The organism is Inhella sp., assembly GCF_041912635.1.
Classification (GTDB): Bacteria; Pseudomonadota; Gammaproteobacteria; order Burkholderiales; family Burkholderiaceae_C; genus Inhella.
Map to the genome: position 1 here is coordinate 1 of NZ_JAYRMO010000020.1, position 13778 is coordinate 13778.

Here is a 13778-nt window from a genome sequence, read left to right on the forward strand (position 1 = left end):
GGCCGAACGCGAAGCTGCCGAAGCCGCCGAAGCAGCAGCCCCTGCCCAGGCCGAGCGTGAAGCTGCCGAAGCGGCCGCCCGAGCCCAGGCCGAGCGCGAAGCCGCCGAGGCGGCAGCCCGAGCCCAGGCCGAGCGCGAAGCCGCCGAGGCGGCAGCCCGAGCCCAGGCCGAGCGTGAAGCCGCCGAAGCGGCCGCCCGTGCACAGGCCGAGCGTGAAGCTGCCGAAGCGGCCGCCCGAGCCCAGGCCGAGCGCGAAGCCGCCGAAGCGGCCGCCCGTGCGCAGGCCGAGCGTGAAGCTGCCGAAGCGGCCGCCCGAGCCCAGGCCGAGCGCGAAGCCGCCGAAGCCGCGGCAGCGGCTGCCCTCGCGGCTCCGCGCACACCCCTGAGCCCGCAGGACACCATCGTCATGGTGGTGGACGACTCCAAGGTCGTGCGCGTCAAGACCAACCGCCTGCTCATCCCGCAGGGCTACAAGGTGGTGCTGGCCGAATCGGCTGAGCAGGCCATCGAGTTCATCGCCGCCGAGCCGCCCCATGTGCTCATCACCGACGTCGAAATGCCCGGCATGGACGGCTTTGACCTCACGCGCCATGTGCGCGCCACGCCCGCCATTGCAGACTTGCCGGTGATCATGATCACCTCGGCCGACGACCGCAAAGCCGCGGCCGATGCCGCCGGCGTCACCCTGCTGCTGGGCAAGCCCTACCCCGAAGAGCGCCTGATCGAGTGCATCGAGCGGGCCCGCCAGGGCCAGCCGATTGTTTGAGGGTGCTGTGAACCCCCAGTCGAACGGCGCATGTGGCACCGCTGAACAACTCCCTCTCAACGCGCCCACCCTACATGCGGGCGCATCGCGGCGTTGCAAATGCTCGCCATAGCTGGGGCTATGGCTGTGCTTGGCGATTCATCCTGGCTCCGGGTGCGCACACCTGCGGGGACTGATTCAGCGCATCCCTAAACGAACAACACTTCGTTTTCCAGCTTCATGTGCGCCAGCAGATCGCTGCGCAGTGCGCCCAAGCCGATCAGCAGGTTCTGCCAGCTCTTGCAAGCACCCTCGGGGACTTCAAGCTGGCGCGCCAGTTCCATTAGGCGCTCAAGGGCTTTGAGATGTAGCTCATGTTCTTGGCGCATGACCATGACCGGCGGCAAACCGGCCGCCGGCAGGCCCTGCTCCAGCAAAGGAAAGAGGATCCGCTCCTCTTTCTGCATGTGGCTTTCCAACTCGTGAGCCATGGTGTCTAGATGTTCTGCCAGGCCCAGCGGGCACGCTGGGTGCTCGGCGTGCACGGACTCCACCCGCCGCGCCAGGGGGATCAGCTCGGCCAGTTGCTGCCGGTGCACCCTGTGGTATCGAGCCAGGATGTGTTCGATGAGTGTGGCTATGGGTACGGTGGCCCAGTCTTGCGAGCCATCTTGTTCGGAAATTGGGTCCATCTCGGTCTCCTGCACAGTGGGCGCTGCGCACCAGGGCGCAGGCGGAGTAGGGCGGTAGCGCTCAGATGCCAAACAGCAGTGCGCCCTCGCGCGGGCGCTCGATGCGAAGGCTCACACGCAGATCGGGCGGCTCACAGAGGCCGGCCTGTGCGAGCAGCGCGTTGAGTTGGTGGTCGGCCAAGGTCTGCGCGGCCTCGAGCACCAAACCGAAGCGCCAGGGCCATTGCGGGGTGGGCTCGGCGGGCAGCAGGCGCTGCAGCCCTTGATGCAGCTGCAAGGCGTGCAAGCAGGCGCTGCCGGGTATAGCGGTGCTCCAAAGCGCCAGAACCCCCACTCGCGTGCTGCGGGTGGGCGTGGGAGCCAGGCTTAGGTGGGCGAGTTGCCCGTCGCGCTGCCAATTGCGCAAAGCAGCGAGTACCTGACGCTCACTGCGGCCCAACAACTGCGCGCAGCGCTCGTAAGGGCCTGCGCTCAAGGGCAAGCCTCGCTCGACAAGACTGGCCAGCGCCTCATCGTCGTAGGGGCCAGGCCGCGTGTCCTGCACGGTCTGAAGGCGCAGCCGGTACTGAGGCGCTAGGCTTAGCCGGTCCAGCTGATGCTGCAGTCGCAGCTCGTCAAGGGCTTCCAATTCCACCCACAGCTGGGCATGACCGTTCTGGTCAGTCCCGTGCTCAAGGCGCATGCAGCCTGGCAGGGCAAGTAGCTCTTCGGCCAAGCTCTTTTCTGGCGGCTCTGCTTGGGGCCTCGTGGCGCGGGGCGCTGCGTGAAAGCCCAGGCGCCAGCGCTCACGCCGCAGCGCCGGGCCCCAGTGCGCGCGGATGGGCTGCAGTGCGCCGCTGCGCTGTAGGCGCTCGCAGGTGGCCAGCAGCTCGCGTGGCGTGGCGCCGCTGCTGGCGGCCATCACATAAAAGGGCGAGCTGCGCAGCGGGAAGCGGTCTTGCCAGCCGTGCAGCACGGTCTGGAACAGGCCGGCGCAGCAGCTGGGCGGCGCCGCCGCCGGCGGGCTCGGACGCGGCGGCGGCGGCGCCAGCGGGGGCTGGTGAGGAGGTACCGGGTTCATCCGCCCAGCTCGTGCATCTCGGCGCGTGTGGTCGTTTGTGTGGCGCGCAGCTGTTCACGTTGTTCGGAATAGGCGTCGGCACGCATGCGCCAAATGGCGCTGAGGCGCTCGCGCAGCTCGGCCGGGCCACCCTGCGCACCGCGCAGCAGCGGGCGCAGATCGTGCCCGAAGCTTCCGAACAGGCAGGTGAACAGACGCCCGTCGGCCGTCAGCCGGGCCCGCGTGCAGTCGCCACAGAAGGCCTGGCTGACGCTGCTGATGAAACCGACTTCACCGGCCCCATCGGCATAGGCCCAGCGTTCAGCGGTTTCGCCGCTGCGCGTGGCCTCCAGCGGCCGCAGCGGCCAGTGGGCGTGCAGGCGCTCGCGCAGCTCGCGGCTGGGCAGTACCTCGTCGCACTGCCAGCTGTTGTGGCTGCCGGTGTCCATGAACTCGATGAAGCGCAGCACCATGCCGGTGTTGCGGAAGTGCGCGGCCATGGGCAGGGCCTGGTGATCGTTCAGGCCCTTGCGCACCACCATATTGACCTTGACGCGATCGAAGCCGGCGCGCTGGGCGGCCTCCAGGCCGCGCAGCACCTGGGTCACCGGGAAGCCCACCGCGTTCATCTGCCCGAACAGTTCGGGGTCGAGCGCATCCAGGCTCACGGTTAGGCGCTGTAGGCCGGCGGCGCGCAAGGGCTCCGCCAGCGCGGTCAGCAGGCTGCCATTGGTGGTGAGTGCCAGATCGGGCGCCGCGCCCGCAGGGGTGCGCAGTGCCGCCAGTTGCCGCACCAACTGCGGCAAGTCGCGGCGCAGCAGGGGCTCGCCGCCGGTCAGCCTCAGGGTGTTCACGCCCAGCTGCAAGGCCTCTTGCGCCACCTGGGTGACCTCTTCGAAGCTCAGCAGCTGCGTCTGCGGCAGAAACCGATGCCCCGGGCCGAAGCGGCTGCGCGGCATGCAGTAGCTGCAGCGGAAGTTGCAGCGGTCGGTAAGCGAAATGCGCAGGTCGCGCCAAGGGCGCTGCCGCCGATCCCGCAGGGGCTGCCCCGCTTCGGCCGCTGGGGCGCTCGGGCGCTGGCGCTTCATCCAGTGCATTGGAAGCACAAGCGGAGACACAGACGGTGGCACGGACAGGCTCATGCGCCGATTCTTGGCAGCGCATCGGCGGCTGCCTATTGGGCCGTGGCAGGAGGCAAGCCGCCGTGCCCTACTCCTTTCGGCCGATCCCGGCCTCGTTCACCTGTGCCGCCCAAGGCGGGGCTAGTTGGCTACCCTCTACGCCCATGGAAATTGCCTGCTTTGACGATCTGCTCGCTGCCGCCCGCGCCCAGCCCGAGCCGCAGCGCCTGCTGATGGTGTTTGCCGCCGCCGAATGCGAGCCGGATGCCAATGCCGCGCAGCGCGCGGCCCATGCGGCCGGGGAAGGCGGCGTGCTGCGGCCCTTGATGTGCGTGGACAAGGATCCTACCGAGCTGGTGGACTTTGCAGCGCTGAAGAGTGAGGCGGCACAGGCCGGGCCGCCCTGGACACTGATGTTTGCTGCGGCGCTGGCCGGCCACATCGACGCGACCGAGGTGCAGCGCGTGCTGGATCTGCTGGTTCAGCGCGTCGAAACCGGCGAACTGGGCGGACTGATTCCCTTCAACACGGCCGGCGACGCGGTGCATCTGGCGCGCTGAGAGCCTGTGAACAAATCCGCCACTCCCGCTCGTGCGCCCCAAACGGCGCCGCTCGTCGTTGCAAATGCTCGCCATTGCCCGAGCTATGGCTGTGCTTTGCGCCTAGATCGACACCGTTTGGAACGCCCGTTCGGGCGCGTCGGATTCATTCACAGTCTCTGAGGCGCAGCGGATGCGCAAGCGCTTCCCGATCGCCCCCGCGCACCCGGAGCGCCTGTGCTGGGGCTGCGACCAATACTGCAGTGCCGACGATCTGCGCTGCGGCAATGGCAGCGACCGCACCCAGCATCCAGCTGAATTGCTGGGGGCTGAGTGGTTCAAGGAGCCGGGCTTCGAGGATCTGGCCGATGTGATGCCAGATCCACGCTGATCCGAACGGCCTGGCTCATGCGGTTCGTGCCAGCAGGTCGGGGCGGATAGAGCGCGCTGCTGCAAGCACGGTGGATGACGGAAAGTTCGGAGGTTCACGCCAGCAACCGGCACCGTCTGGCCGTCGGGCCACCTGCAGCACATGGTTGGGCGCGTCGCGCAGCTCTGCGACCAGGCGCAGCAGGTCGGCATCCGAGAACCACTCCGGGTGCACGGTGCTGCGCAGCTCGTAACTGACACCGCTGCGCTGCAGCGCTGCCAGTGAGGCGCGCAGCGCGCGCGCCGCTGCGGGGCTGCCGGTGATGCGCGCGTGCAGGGCGTCGTCACTCGGCGCCGCTTTCACATCAAGCCCGACCCAATCGATCAGGGGCAGCAGGGCGGCGAAGCGGCGCGGTGCCAGCCCTGCGCTGTGCAAGCCGATGCGGTAACCCATGGCGCGCAGCTCCGCCAGAGCGGCCGGCAGTGCCGGGTCGAGGGAGGGCTCGCCGCCGCTGAACACCACGGCATCGAGCCGCCCCAGGCGCCGCGCCAACCACTCGCGCAGCGTCGCCCAGCGCGGCCCCGCGCCGGCGCCCCGCGCCTGCAGATGGGGGTTGTGGCAGTACCCGCAGCGCCAGGGGCAGCCCTGCAAAAAGACCACCGCGGCCAGCTGGTCGGGGTAGTCCAGGGTGCTGAAGGCCTGCAGGCCGGCGACGGCCAGGCGATCGGCGCTCATGCTGGGCCGATGCGTCCCTCTTCGAAGGCGAGCCGCTCACCGAACTCGCCCTGCTTGCCGATGTTGAACGAGGCCACCGGCCGGTGGTAGCCCATCACACGGGTCCAGACCTCACAGCGCTGGCGTTCCTCGTCGCGCAGCGTGAGGGCTTCTTCTTGAGTTTCGATGACAGCATTCACGGTGTTCTCCTTCAGGCAGGTTGTGGCTGGTTGGAGCGGCGCTTGCGCGCGAGTCGCTCTTCGTCACAGCGGGGGCAGAACTCGTGCTGCCCGGCCAGATAGCCATGAGTTGGGCAGATCGAGAAGGTCGGTGTGACAGTGATGTAGGGCAGGCGATGGTGGGTGAGCGCGCGGCGCACCAGCTCACGGCAGGCGAGGCTGGAGCTGATGCGTTCGCTCATATACAGGTGCAGCACCGTGCCGCCGGTGTACTTGCGCTGCAACTCGTCCTGACGCTCTAGCGCCTCGAAGGGATCGTCGGTGTAGCCGACGGGCAGCTGCGAGCTGTTCGTGTAGTACGGCTTGGCCTGCGCACCGGCCTGCAGGATGTTGGGCCAGCGGCGCCGGTCTTCCTTGGCGAAGCGGTAGGTGGTGCCCTCGGCCGGCGTGGCCTCCAGGTTGTAGAGGTGGCCGGTTTGCTCCTGGAACTCGACCATGCGCGCCCGCACATGGTCGAGCAGGCGCAGGGCAAACGCATGGCCCGCGGGCGTCGTGATGTCGTGGGCATCGCGCGTGAAGTTGCGGATCATCTCGTTGATGCCGTTCACGCCCAGCGTGGAGAAGTGGTTGCGCAGGGTGCGCAGGTAGCGCCTTGTGTAGGGAAACAGGCCTTGGTCGATCAGGCGCTGGACGAGCTTGCGCTTGATTTCCAGGCTGTCGCGGCCCAGTTGCAGCAGCTCGTCCAGGCGCGCCAGCAGCGCGGGCTCGTCGCCCGCAAACAGGTAACCCAGGCGCGCGCAGTTCACCGTCACCACGCCCAGGGAGCCGGTCTGCTCGGCCGAACCGAACAGGCCGTTGCCGCGCTTGAGCAACTCGCGCAGGTCGAGCTGCAGGCGGCAGCACATCGAGCGCACCATCTGCGGCTCCAGCTCCGAGTTCAGGAAGTTCTGAAAGTAGGGCAGGCCGTACTTGGCCGTCATCTCGAACAAGGCCTCGGTGTTCGGGTGTTCCCAGTCGAAGTCCTTGGTGATGTTGTAGGTTGGGATCGGGAAGGTGAACACCCTGCCCTTGGCGTCGCCGGCCGTCATGACCTCGATATAGGCGCGGTTGATCAGGTCCATCTCGGCCTGCAATTCGCCGTAGCAGAAGGGCTGCTCCTCACCGGCGATCACCGGCACCTGTTCGCGCAGGTCGGCTGGGCAGCTCCAGTCGAAGGTCAGGTTGGTGAATGGCGTCTGGGTGCCCCAGCGCGAAGGCACATTGAGGTTGTAGATCAGCTCCTGGAGGCACTGCCGCACCTGCGCATAGCTCAGCTTGTCCTTGCGCACATAGGGGGCGAGGTAGGTGTCGAAGCTGGAGAAGGCCTGCGCGCCGGCCCATTCGTTCTGCAGGGTGCCGAGGAAGTTGACGATTTGTCCTACCGCGCTCGACAAATGCTTGGGCGGCCCGGCCTCAACCTTGCCGGGCACGCCGTTCAGGCCCTCGTGCAGCAGGGTACGCAGGCTCCAGCCGGCGCAGTAACCGCTGAGCATGTCGAGGTCGTGGATGTGCAGGTCGGCCTCGCGGTGCGCCTGGCCAACGGCCGGCGGGTAGACATGGTTCAGCCAATAGTTGGCCACCACCTTGCCGGAGACGTTCAAGATCAGGCCGCCCAGACTCCAGCCCTGGTTGGCATTGGCCTGGATGCGCCAGTCACGCTGCTGCAGGTACTCGTCCATCGTGGCTTGCACGTCCACCAAAGACTGCTGCGCGTCGCGCAGGCGCTGATGCTGCTCGCGATAGACGGTGTAGGCGCGCAGCGTCTGCCGCCAGCCGGCGTCGAACAGGCTGGCCTCGGCGGCATCCTGGATTTGCTCGATGCCAGGCACTGGCAGGTCCCGCAGACGTGGCAGCACGCCCTCGCGGGTCAACCGCGCCGCCTCTGCGGCATCGAACTCGCCGCTGGCCCGACCGGCTTTGGCGATGGCCCGGACGATCTTCTCGGCATCAAAGGACTGCGGGCGGCCGTCGCGCTTCAGAACTTGCGGGTGAGGCGTGGACATGTAACTACCGGTAGTGTCTTGGGTAATTTGAAAGCGCTACATCTAGTGTTTTGCAGTGTCTGTACCCCAGTGCCTTCCGCCCTTGAACCAGATCAAGAAGCGTGGGCGGTGCGACTGCGAAGCTGTTTCGGTTTGTGACATACGCGCGCCGTGGGTGTCCCACGGCGGCCGCTACTTGCGCCGCACGAACAGAAAGTCGCCGCCCTCATGCCCGGCCATGCGGATGTCGGCGAATTGCGGCACCTGGTCTGAATTCAGCGCCACGGGGCGCCGCAGTTCGGTGAACAGGCTGCTGGCATCGAGTACGCCGGCATTGGCGCGTAGCGCGCCGATCAAGGCCGCGGCAAAGGGCGAGTGGCCGCTGCCGCTGGAGTCGGCCACGGGCTCCAAGCCTCCCGAGCTCAATACCTGCCGCGCCTTCTGCCGTGCCATTCTTTCCACATAGTCGCGGCCCCGGTTCGCGCGGGGCAGCGCACCGCGGGTCAGTGCCCCCGAAAAGCAGCTGTCCGCCACCACCAGCACATGCTTGGCCTTCAACGCACGCAAGGCGTCGCGCACCGTGTCGTTGGACACCCATTGCGTGCGCCGGTCCGCGCGCGCGTCAACCGGCAGCCAGAAGCCTTTGTCGGCCTCGGTGTCCAGCCAGCCGTGGCCGGCGTAATAGATGAGCAGGTTGTCCGTGGGGCGCAGGCGCTCGCGCAGTTCGTCGAGGGCCTCGACGATGTCGGCGCGCGTCGCATTGCTGAGCAGCCTGACCTCAAATTCATAAAGGCTGCGCAGCACGCTGGCCATCACCTTGGCGTCGTTGACCGCGGTGCGCAAGGGTTCGAGCTGCTGGTAGGCGTCAATGCCGATCAGCAGTGCGTGATAGCGACCCAAGGCCAGGCCGCTCAGGGCCGCGACGTCGCTCGCCTTGCCGGGCCCCGGCGCGGGCGAGCGGAGCGCGCTGGCCGCGGCAATCTTCGGCTCCAGGGCGAGCGCCGGATCCCGTGCCGCAGCGGCGCGGTAGACGGCCTCTGCCTCGGCCACGCGCCCGAGGGTCAGCAATAGGTCGCCGCGGGCCACCAGCAGACGCGCGTCGCCGGGGTTGCGCCGCAGCGCGTACTCGCAGGCGGCCAGCGCCACCTCGCCGGCCAGCCGGGTGCAGCGGATCTCCAGCAGGGCCTGATCGACATCGGCCGGCGCAACCTGCTGTGTCGGCTTGCGTTCGCTCCAGGCGGCCTCGTCGGCAAGGCTCTGCAACTCATGCCGCCGCTGGCGTAGCAGCGCGTGCTGCGGCGCCTGGCTGAGTGCTGCATCTAGCACTTGCAGCGCAGGCGCGTAGAGCCGCTCGCTGACCCAGGGTTGGATGTGCAACAGCAGCTCATCCGCGCTGGCCGCCGCGATGGCGCTGCGGCAGGCCGGTGTCAGCGGCGTCGGGCTGCTCGGCGCGCAGGCGGACAGACTGGCGCCGTAGGCGCTGGCGGCCGCACCGAGACAGGCGGCCACAAGTCGAGCCGCAGCCAGCGCCAATTGCGCGCTCCGCATCAGTAAGACCCGGCGCTGCGGCGCCGCTCCGCGAAACCCCACTCGCCCGAAGGCAGGCGGATCAAACCAAACAAGTAGCGCTCGGCCACCGGGCTATAGGGCGGATTCTCGGCCGCCAGCAGGGCTTGCAGGCGCTGCCCCAGCTGCGCCAACTGCGTCTCCAAGGCCTGGCACCGCTGCTGCGCTTCCTGGGCATAGGCCAAGGCCTGGCCCGGGTCGGCAACGCGCCGGCCTTCACGCGTCAGGGCCGTCAACAGCAGTGCCTCGCGCCGCAGTGGCTGCAGCCCGTCGATCAGGGGTGGCAGGCCGGCCTTGAGGGCGGCGCTGGCATCGCTCACCGAGCCCGCGTAGCCCAGGTGCTCGGACAGGCCGCCCAGCGCGCGCACCAGACCATAGCCGCTGCCCGGGCCTTGGGGTTCGAGGGCGGGGTCGAGCGCCTGCACCACATGGCCGAGGTGCAGGCGCACGCTGTTCAGGTCGCGCGCGCCTTGGACGGCATATTCGGCGTGCTCGGCGGCCACCCGCGCATCCTGCAGCGCGATGCGCAGCAGACCCTGGCGCTGCGGCGTATCGCTCCAGCCGCTCAGCACATGGCCGATGTGAATATGCGCAAAGCTGGGCGGGCTCAGGCTCACGCAGCCCGAAAGGGTGCACAGGAAACCCAGCAGGAGCGCGATCGGACGCTGCCACCCAGCGCGCCGCCGCCCAACGCAGAAATCGGTCTGCGAGGGAGTCGCCAAGCGCATCGCCTGCATTGCCATGCGCCGAGCATCCGCACAGGGCCGCAGCGAGTCCTTGCGCCAGGTCAAACCTGCTGCTGTGATGCCGCACAGATCAAGATCTGACCTTGGGCAACGCTGAATAAGTCCTCGCGGGACGCGTTTGCGTGAGAACCGGCCGGATCGTAGGCGGCGGGCGAAGGTCGGGCTGGCGGCCCGACGGCCGAGCACGCCAACGACCGAGCAGGCCGGTTATCACGCAAACCCTTGCGGGCCATCGATTTTTCGGGCGCTGGCCGGCGTTGCAAGCCTTGCTCAGGCCACCAGCCTGAGCTGCGGCTCGCGCCTTGGCCATGCCTCCCGAAAAATCGCGGCGCGCCCGCAGGGACTTGTTCAGCGTTGCCCTTGAGCAATACCTTTGCATTTGATGGGCTTGCGCAGCCCGTCGCCGGGGCTGCAGCGGGCCGCGCGAGGCTAGGCTGCCGCCCCCGCTTTTCGCCACCCCTGCCGCGCCATGCATGCCACGCCCGTCCACTTCCAGCGCCGCTCCGGCAGCGCTCAGCCTGCCCTGCTGGGCCACCGCGTTGAACTGCAATTGCTGACCACGCTGAAGTGCAACCTGAAGTGCAGCTATTGCTCGCTCGGTGTGGGCGAGGTGCTGGGCTCGCAGACCCAGGTGGACTACAGCCTGGAGCAGCTGGAGCGCTTCATCGCCACCCATCTGGCCCACAAGGAGGTCTACGTGACCTTCTACGGCGGCGAACCGACGCTGAACCGGCCGCTGATGCTCGAGGTCATGCAGCGCTTTCCGCACTGGCGCTTCCAGCTGCAGACCAATGGCACCTTGCTCGACGACCTGCCGCCCTGGGCGCTGGAGCGGCTCTCCAATGTGCTGGTGTCCATTGACGGCGGCGAGGCCATCACCGACGGCTACCGCGGACGCGGCATCTACCGCCAGGTGTTGAAGAACCTGCGCCAGGTGCGCGCGGCGATCGGCGGTTCGGTCACCGCGCGGGTGACCTGGGGCAATCCGGCCACCGGCTTCGAGGAACTCGACGCCCTCGTCGCCGCGGACTCCCCCTTCGACTATCTGTACTGGCAATTCGTCGCCGACGAGATGTATGCCGACGATTCGATTGAGCGCCGCAAGGCCGTGCTGCGCCGGCTGATCGCGCGCTTCTTCGAGCGCAGCGATCGCCTCTACCCGCTGATCCCCTTGATGGGCTGCGTGCGCAACAAGCTGTTCCCGGGGCGCGCGCAGGAGCTCTACGCCGGCCGCACCCAATGCCGGGTGTCCTCGCACCTGATCAATGTGATGCCCAGCGGTCAGATCTTTCCCTGCCCGGACATGATGTACGCGCCGCAGATGCAGATGGGCAGCGTGCAGGACAACTGGCTGCAAGCCAGCCCCTTGCAGGCGACGCCGGCCATGCCCTGCGGCGCTTGCGCGGCCCATAGCTGGTGCCGCAGCAATTGCATGAAGAACCTCTACCTCGGCTACGTCAAGAACGATCTGCGTTATCGCCGCAACGTGGTTGAACCGATCTGCGATCTGCTGCGCTTCATGGGCGAAGAGATCGACCGCCACGACCCGCAGACCTGGTTCAATCGCCTGAGCCTGCCGCTGCGGCGCGAACTGACCGACTGCGCGGTCTACGAGTACGTCGAAGTCATGCCCTGAGCTTCTTTCGCTCGGGGTCAGTGACGGCCGAAGGCCGGCGCTGTCCACAGCGGGCCGATGGCGTCCAGGGTGTTCTTCAGGATCAGGCCGTACTCGGTGTCGCCCTCCATCGCCAGCGCGCCGTCGAAGAACAGGCGATCGGCATCGTCCTGGCCGCGCAGCAGGCGCCACAGGGCGTCGGCGCGGGCGCGCAGGCGCAAGCGGGGCTGGCCCTGGTCGCCCGCTGCCGCAAAGCCCCGTGCACCCAAGAGCAGGCGCACGCGTGCGCCCAGCTCCAGCAGTTCGACTTCGACGATCTGGCCCTGCAGGGCGCTGCGCTGGGCGCCGTCCAGGCGCGGCAGCAGCAACCGGTCGAGCACCCGTGCCAGCAGCCAGGACGGCGGCGTGCTGGGCAGGCGGGCCATCCGGGCGCGCCATTGCGGCGGCAGGCTGGGAAGGTTCAGGTTCGTCATGCGGCCTCCACAAGGCCCGGCAGGCGCCGGGCAAATCCATCCACCAAGGGGCCGGGCAGCGGCAGGCGCCGCAGCTCGGCCAGCGCGTCCTGACCGTCCCGGTCGTGCGAGAACACCGCGTCGAACAGCTCGATGACCTCGCTGAACGCCGAGCCGCAGGGGGACAGGCGCAGCCGTCCGACGCCGGCGGCCTGCAGTGCGGGCCGCTGGGCGATCAGGCATTGCAGCGCGGCGCTCTGAGTCTGGATGCCGTTGAGCGCCAGAAACGCGGCGCCCTCGCCACTCTTGAGCAGCAGGCCGTCGGCGTCGTCGCGGCAACGGAACTGGCAGTCATCCTTTTGCAGCCGGTGATGGCGGGCGGTAAAGCAGCGCGCCGAAAACGCCAGCGGCAGGCGACCGAAGGCCCAGACCTCGGTGGCCACCGGGCCGGGCTCCGGGTTGATGCGCGTCACCGCATCGAGCGAGAGCTCGACCGGCGGCACCCAGCGGTCCGCGCCAAAGCGGGCGTGTTCCTGCAGGGCCTCAGCGTTGTAGATGTTCAGGTGGGGGCCGAGAGTGAAGGGACGCCGGCCGGCCCGCGCCAGCACCTGCAGGGCGCCGATATCGCCGGCCTCGACCGGGAACTCGTCCTGCTCGCAGACGCGACGCAGGCCGCGCAGCTCCGCCTCGCTCATCACCAGGGCCATGGTGGCCAGGCGCACTTCCTTGCCGGCGGCGCGCAGCTCGCGCGCCAGCGCCAGCCAGTCGTCGAACTTGAAGTCGTTACGGCGTGAGCAGACCAGCTCGCCGAGAACGATGCCCTGCACCGGCGCATCCGCCAGCTGGGCGTAGAAATCCAGCGTGGCGGCGCGCGGCCACCAGTACAGCAGCGGTCCGACTGTTAGTTCCATGAGCCCATCATCTCCAGGGGCGGTCGTAGGCGCCGAGGGTGTGCTGCTGGCCTTCGGCCCAGCGGGCCAGCTCGCTGTCCCAGGCCGGCAGCACGCTGTAGCGGCCGTGGCCGCCGTGGGCGGCCCAGGCTGAGTCGATGGCGGCGCGCCAGACCTTGGTGACCTCGGCCACATAGGCTGGACTGCGCTGGCGTCCTTCAATCTTGATGGCATCGACGCCGGCCTCGATCAACTGCGGCAGCAGCGCTAGGGTGTTGAGGCTGGTGGGCTCCTCGAGCGCGTAATCGTTGGGAAGGTCGCCCACTTCGAAGCGACCCTTGCACAGCGTCGGGTAAGCGCGCGGCTCACCGGGGCGGTAGTGATCAATCAGCACGCCGCCCAGGCGCGCGCGCACGCCGTCGGCGGCTTCGTCCCAGCGCACTGCCGGAGGGGGTGAGCACACGCCCGCAGTGTTGGGCGACTGGCCGGTAACGTAGCTGGAGAGCGCGCAGCGCCCTTCCACCATCACGCACAGGCTGCCAAAGCCAAATACCTCCACCGGTACCGCGCAGTGGCGGATCAGGTGCTGCACCTGCTGCAGGGTCAGCACGCGCGGCAGCACGGCGCGCTCGATGCCGTACTGCTCGCGGTAGAAGTTGATCGCCTCGTAATGGGTGGCCGAGGCCTGCACCGACAGGTGCAGGCGCATCTGCGGGTGGCGCCGGCGGGCGTCGGCCAGCACGGCAATGTCGGCCACGATGAGCGCATCGGCGCCCAGTTCGACGGCGTGATCGACGGCGCGCGCCCAAGGGCTGCGGTCGCGCGCATCGCCAAAGGTGTTGAGTGCCATCAGCACTTGGCGACCCTGCGAGCGCGCATGAGCTACGCCCTCGCGCACTTGGGCGGCGTCGAAATTCAGGCCGGCAAAGTTGCGTGCATTGGTGGCGTCCTTCAGGCCCAGGTAGACGGCATCGGCGCCGGCCTGAAGGGCGAGTTGGAGCGCGCGCAAAGAGCCGGCTGGACAGACCAGCTGCGGCTTGCACGGTTCAGGAGCGTGGGAATTCGCCATGTGCGTCGGCCGCTCGGTGC

15 protein-coding genes are annotated in these 13778 nt (G+C 68.4%); 4 read left to right on the forward strand and 11 right to left on the reverse strand.

What is annotated here, in order from left to right:
- Positions 1-766 (forward strand): response regulator (locus tag ACE3QP_RS12805; RefSeq protein WP_374436585.1); only part of this gene is annotated, 766 nt, incomplete at its 5' end.
- A gap of 188 nt (positions 767-954) precedes the next feature.
- Here ACE3QP_RS12805 and ACE3QP_RS12810 read toward each other — a convergent pair.
- From ACE3QP_RS12810 to moaA, 3 genes are all read right to left on the reverse strand, one after another.
- On the reverse strand, positions 955-1437 hold the full coding sequence (locus ACE3QP_RS12810; protein WP_374436587.1) for a hemerythrin domain-containing protein: 483 nt from the start codon (positions 1435-1437) through the stop codon (positions 955-957).
- A gap of 61 nt (positions 1438-1498) precedes the next feature.
- Positions 1499-2497, reverse strand: a complete 999-nt coding sequence (locus tag ACE3QP_RS12815) for a hypothetical protein (RefSeq protein ID WP_374436589.1) — start codon at positions 2495-2497, stop codon at positions 1499-1501.
- On the reverse strand, positions 2494-3564 hold the full coding sequence (gene moaA, locus ACE3QP_RS12820) for a GTP 3',8-cyclase MoaA (RefSeq protein WP_374436591.1): 1071 nt from the start codon (positions 3562-3564) through the stop codon (positions 2494-2496). The genes ACE3QP_RS12815 and moaA overlap by 4 nt, the downstream gene beginning before the upstream one ends.
- Before the next feature lie 197 nt (positions 3565-3761).
- Between moaA and ACE3QP_RS12825 the strand changes: the two genes are divergently transcribed.
- Entirely contained in the window at positions 3762-4157 is a 396-nt protein-coding gene (locus tag ACE3QP_RS12825) for a ribonucleotide reductase subunit alpha (protein ID WP_374436592.1), read from the forward strand.
- 172 nt (positions 4158-4329) lie between these two features.
- On the forward strand, positions 4330-4527 hold the full coding sequence (locus tag ACE3QP_RS12830) for a DUF3079 domain-containing protein (RefSeq protein ID WP_374436594.1): 198 nt from the start codon (positions 4330-4332) through the stop codon (positions 4525-4527).
- Positions 4528-4542: 15 nt separating this feature from the next.
- On the opposite strand, the gene ACE3QP_RS12835 is transcribed toward ACE3QP_RS12830, so the two are convergent.
- The 5 genes from ACE3QP_RS12835 to ACE3QP_RS12855 all read right to left on the reverse strand — a co-directional run bounded on the left by ACE3QP_RS12835 (position 4543) and on the right by ACE3QP_RS12855 (position 9603).
- Positions 4543-5241, reverse strand: coding sequence for an anaerobic ribonucleoside-triphosphate reductase activating protein (locus ACE3QP_RS12835; protein WP_374436596.1), 699 nt, complete (start codon positions 5239-5241; stop codon positions 4543-4545).
- A complete protein-coding gene (nrdD, locus tag ACE3QP_RS12840) occupies positions 5238-5420 on the reverse strand; it encodes an anaerobic ribonucleoside-triphosphate reductase (protein ID WP_374436598.1) in 183 nt (60 codons plus the stop codon). Before nrdD ends, ACE3QP_RS12835 begins: the two co-directional genes overlap by 4 nt.
- An 11-nt stretch (positions 5421-5431) precedes the next feature.
- A complete protein-coding gene (locus ACE3QP_RS12845; RefSeq protein WP_374436600.1) occupies positions 5432-7441 on the reverse strand; it encodes a ribonucleoside triphosphate reductase in 2010 nt (669 codons plus the stop codon).
- Positions 7442-7612: 171 nt separating this feature from the next.
- Positions 7613-8929 (reverse strand): caspase domain-containing protein, encoded by a 1317-nt coding sequence (locus ACE3QP_RS12850; RefSeq protein ID WP_374436602.1) that lies wholly within the window; start codon positions 8927-8929, stop codon positions 7613-7615.
- 38 nt (positions 8930-8967) lie between these two features.
- On the reverse strand, positions 8968-9603 hold the full coding sequence (locus tag ACE3QP_RS12855) for a hypothetical protein (protein WP_374436604.1): 636 nt from the start codon (positions 9601-9603) through the stop codon (positions 8968-8970).
- Positions 9604-10201: 598 nt separating this feature from the next.
- Here ACE3QP_RS12855 and ACE3QP_RS12860 point away from each other — a divergent pair.
- The gene (locus ACE3QP_RS12860) at positions 10202-11368 is read left to right on the forward strand and encodes a radical SAM protein (RefSeq protein WP_374436605.1); all 1167 of its coding nucleotides are present in this window, start codon (positions 10202-10204) and stop codon (positions 11366-11368) included.
- Positions 11369-11385: 17 nt separating this feature from the next.
- On the opposite strand, the gene ACE3QP_RS12865 is transcribed toward ACE3QP_RS12860, so the two are convergent.
- The 3 genes from ACE3QP_RS12865 to ACE3QP_RS12875 are packed head-to-tail and all read right to left on the reverse strand — an operon-like array spanning position 11386 to position 13758.
- On the reverse strand, positions 11386-11820 hold the full coding sequence (locus ACE3QP_RS12865; protein WP_374436608.1) for an SCP2 domain-containing protein: 435 nt from the start codon (positions 11818-11820) through the stop codon (positions 11386-11388).
- Complete coding sequence (locus ACE3QP_RS12870) at positions 11817-12710, reverse strand: U32 family peptidase (protein WP_374436610.1); 894 nt, start codon at positions 12708-12710, stop codon at positions 11817-11819. The genes ACE3QP_RS12865 and ACE3QP_RS12870 overlap by 4 nt, the downstream gene beginning before the upstream one ends.
- A 7-nt stretch (positions 12711-12717) precedes the next feature.
- Entirely contained in the window at positions 12718-13758 is a 1041-nt protein-coding gene (locus tag ACE3QP_RS12875) for a peptidase U32 family protein (RefSeq protein ID WP_374436612.1), read from the reverse strand.
- Positions 13759-13778: the final 20 nt, after the last annotated feature.

What these genes read in the sequence shown, in the direction of transcription:
- ACE3QP_RS12865 (WP_374436608.1), bottom strand. Translation starts at nt 11,820, where the DNA reads ATGACGAACCTGAACCTTCCCAGCCTGCCGCCGCAATGGCGCGCCCGG.
- ACE3QP_RS12875 (WP_374436612.1), bottom strand. Translation starts at nt 13,758, where the DNA reads ATGGCGAATTCCCACGCTCCTGAACCGTGCAAGCCGCAGCTGGTCTGT.
- ACE3QP_RS12815 (WP_374436589.1), bottom strand. Translation starts at nt 2,497, where the DNA reads ATGAACCCGGTACCTCCTCACCAGCCCCCGCTGGCGCCGCCGCCGCCG.
- ACE3QP_RS12860 (WP_374436605.1), top strand. Translation starts at nt 10,202, where the DNA reads ATGCATGCCACGCCCGTCCACTTCCAGCGCCGCTCCGGCAGCGCTCAG.
- ACE3QP_RS12845 (WP_374436600.1), bottom strand. Translation starts at nt 7,441, where the DNA reads ATGTCCACGCCTCACCCGCAAGTTCTGAAGCGCGACGGCCGCCCGCAG.
- ACE3QP_RS12810 (WP_374436587.1), bottom strand. Translation starts at nt 1,437, where the DNA reads ATGGACCCAATTTCCGAACAAGATGGCTCGCAAGACTGGGCCACCGTA.
- ACE3QP_RS12830 (WP_374436594.1), top strand. Translation starts at nt 4,330, where the DNA reads ATGCGCAAGCGCTTCCCGATCGCCCCCGCGCACCCGGAGCGCCTGTGC.
- ACE3QP_RS12870 (WP_374436610.1), bottom strand. Translation starts at nt 12,710, where the DNA reads ATGGAACTAACAGTCGGACCGCTGCTGTACTGGTGGCCGCGCGCCGCC.
- ACE3QP_RS12825 (WP_374436592.1), top strand. Translation starts at nt 3,762, where the DNA reads ATGGAAATTGCCTGCTTTGACGATCTGCTCGCTGCCGCCCGCGCCCAG.
- moaA (WP_374436591.1), bottom strand. Translation starts at nt 3,564, where the DNA reads ATGAAGCGCCAGCGCCCGAGCGCCCCAGCGGCCGAAGCGGGGCAGCCC.
- ACE3QP_RS12835 (WP_374436596.1), bottom strand. Translation starts at nt 5,241, where the DNA reads ATGAGCGCCGATCGCCTGGCCGTCGCCGGCCTGCAGGCCTTCAGCACC.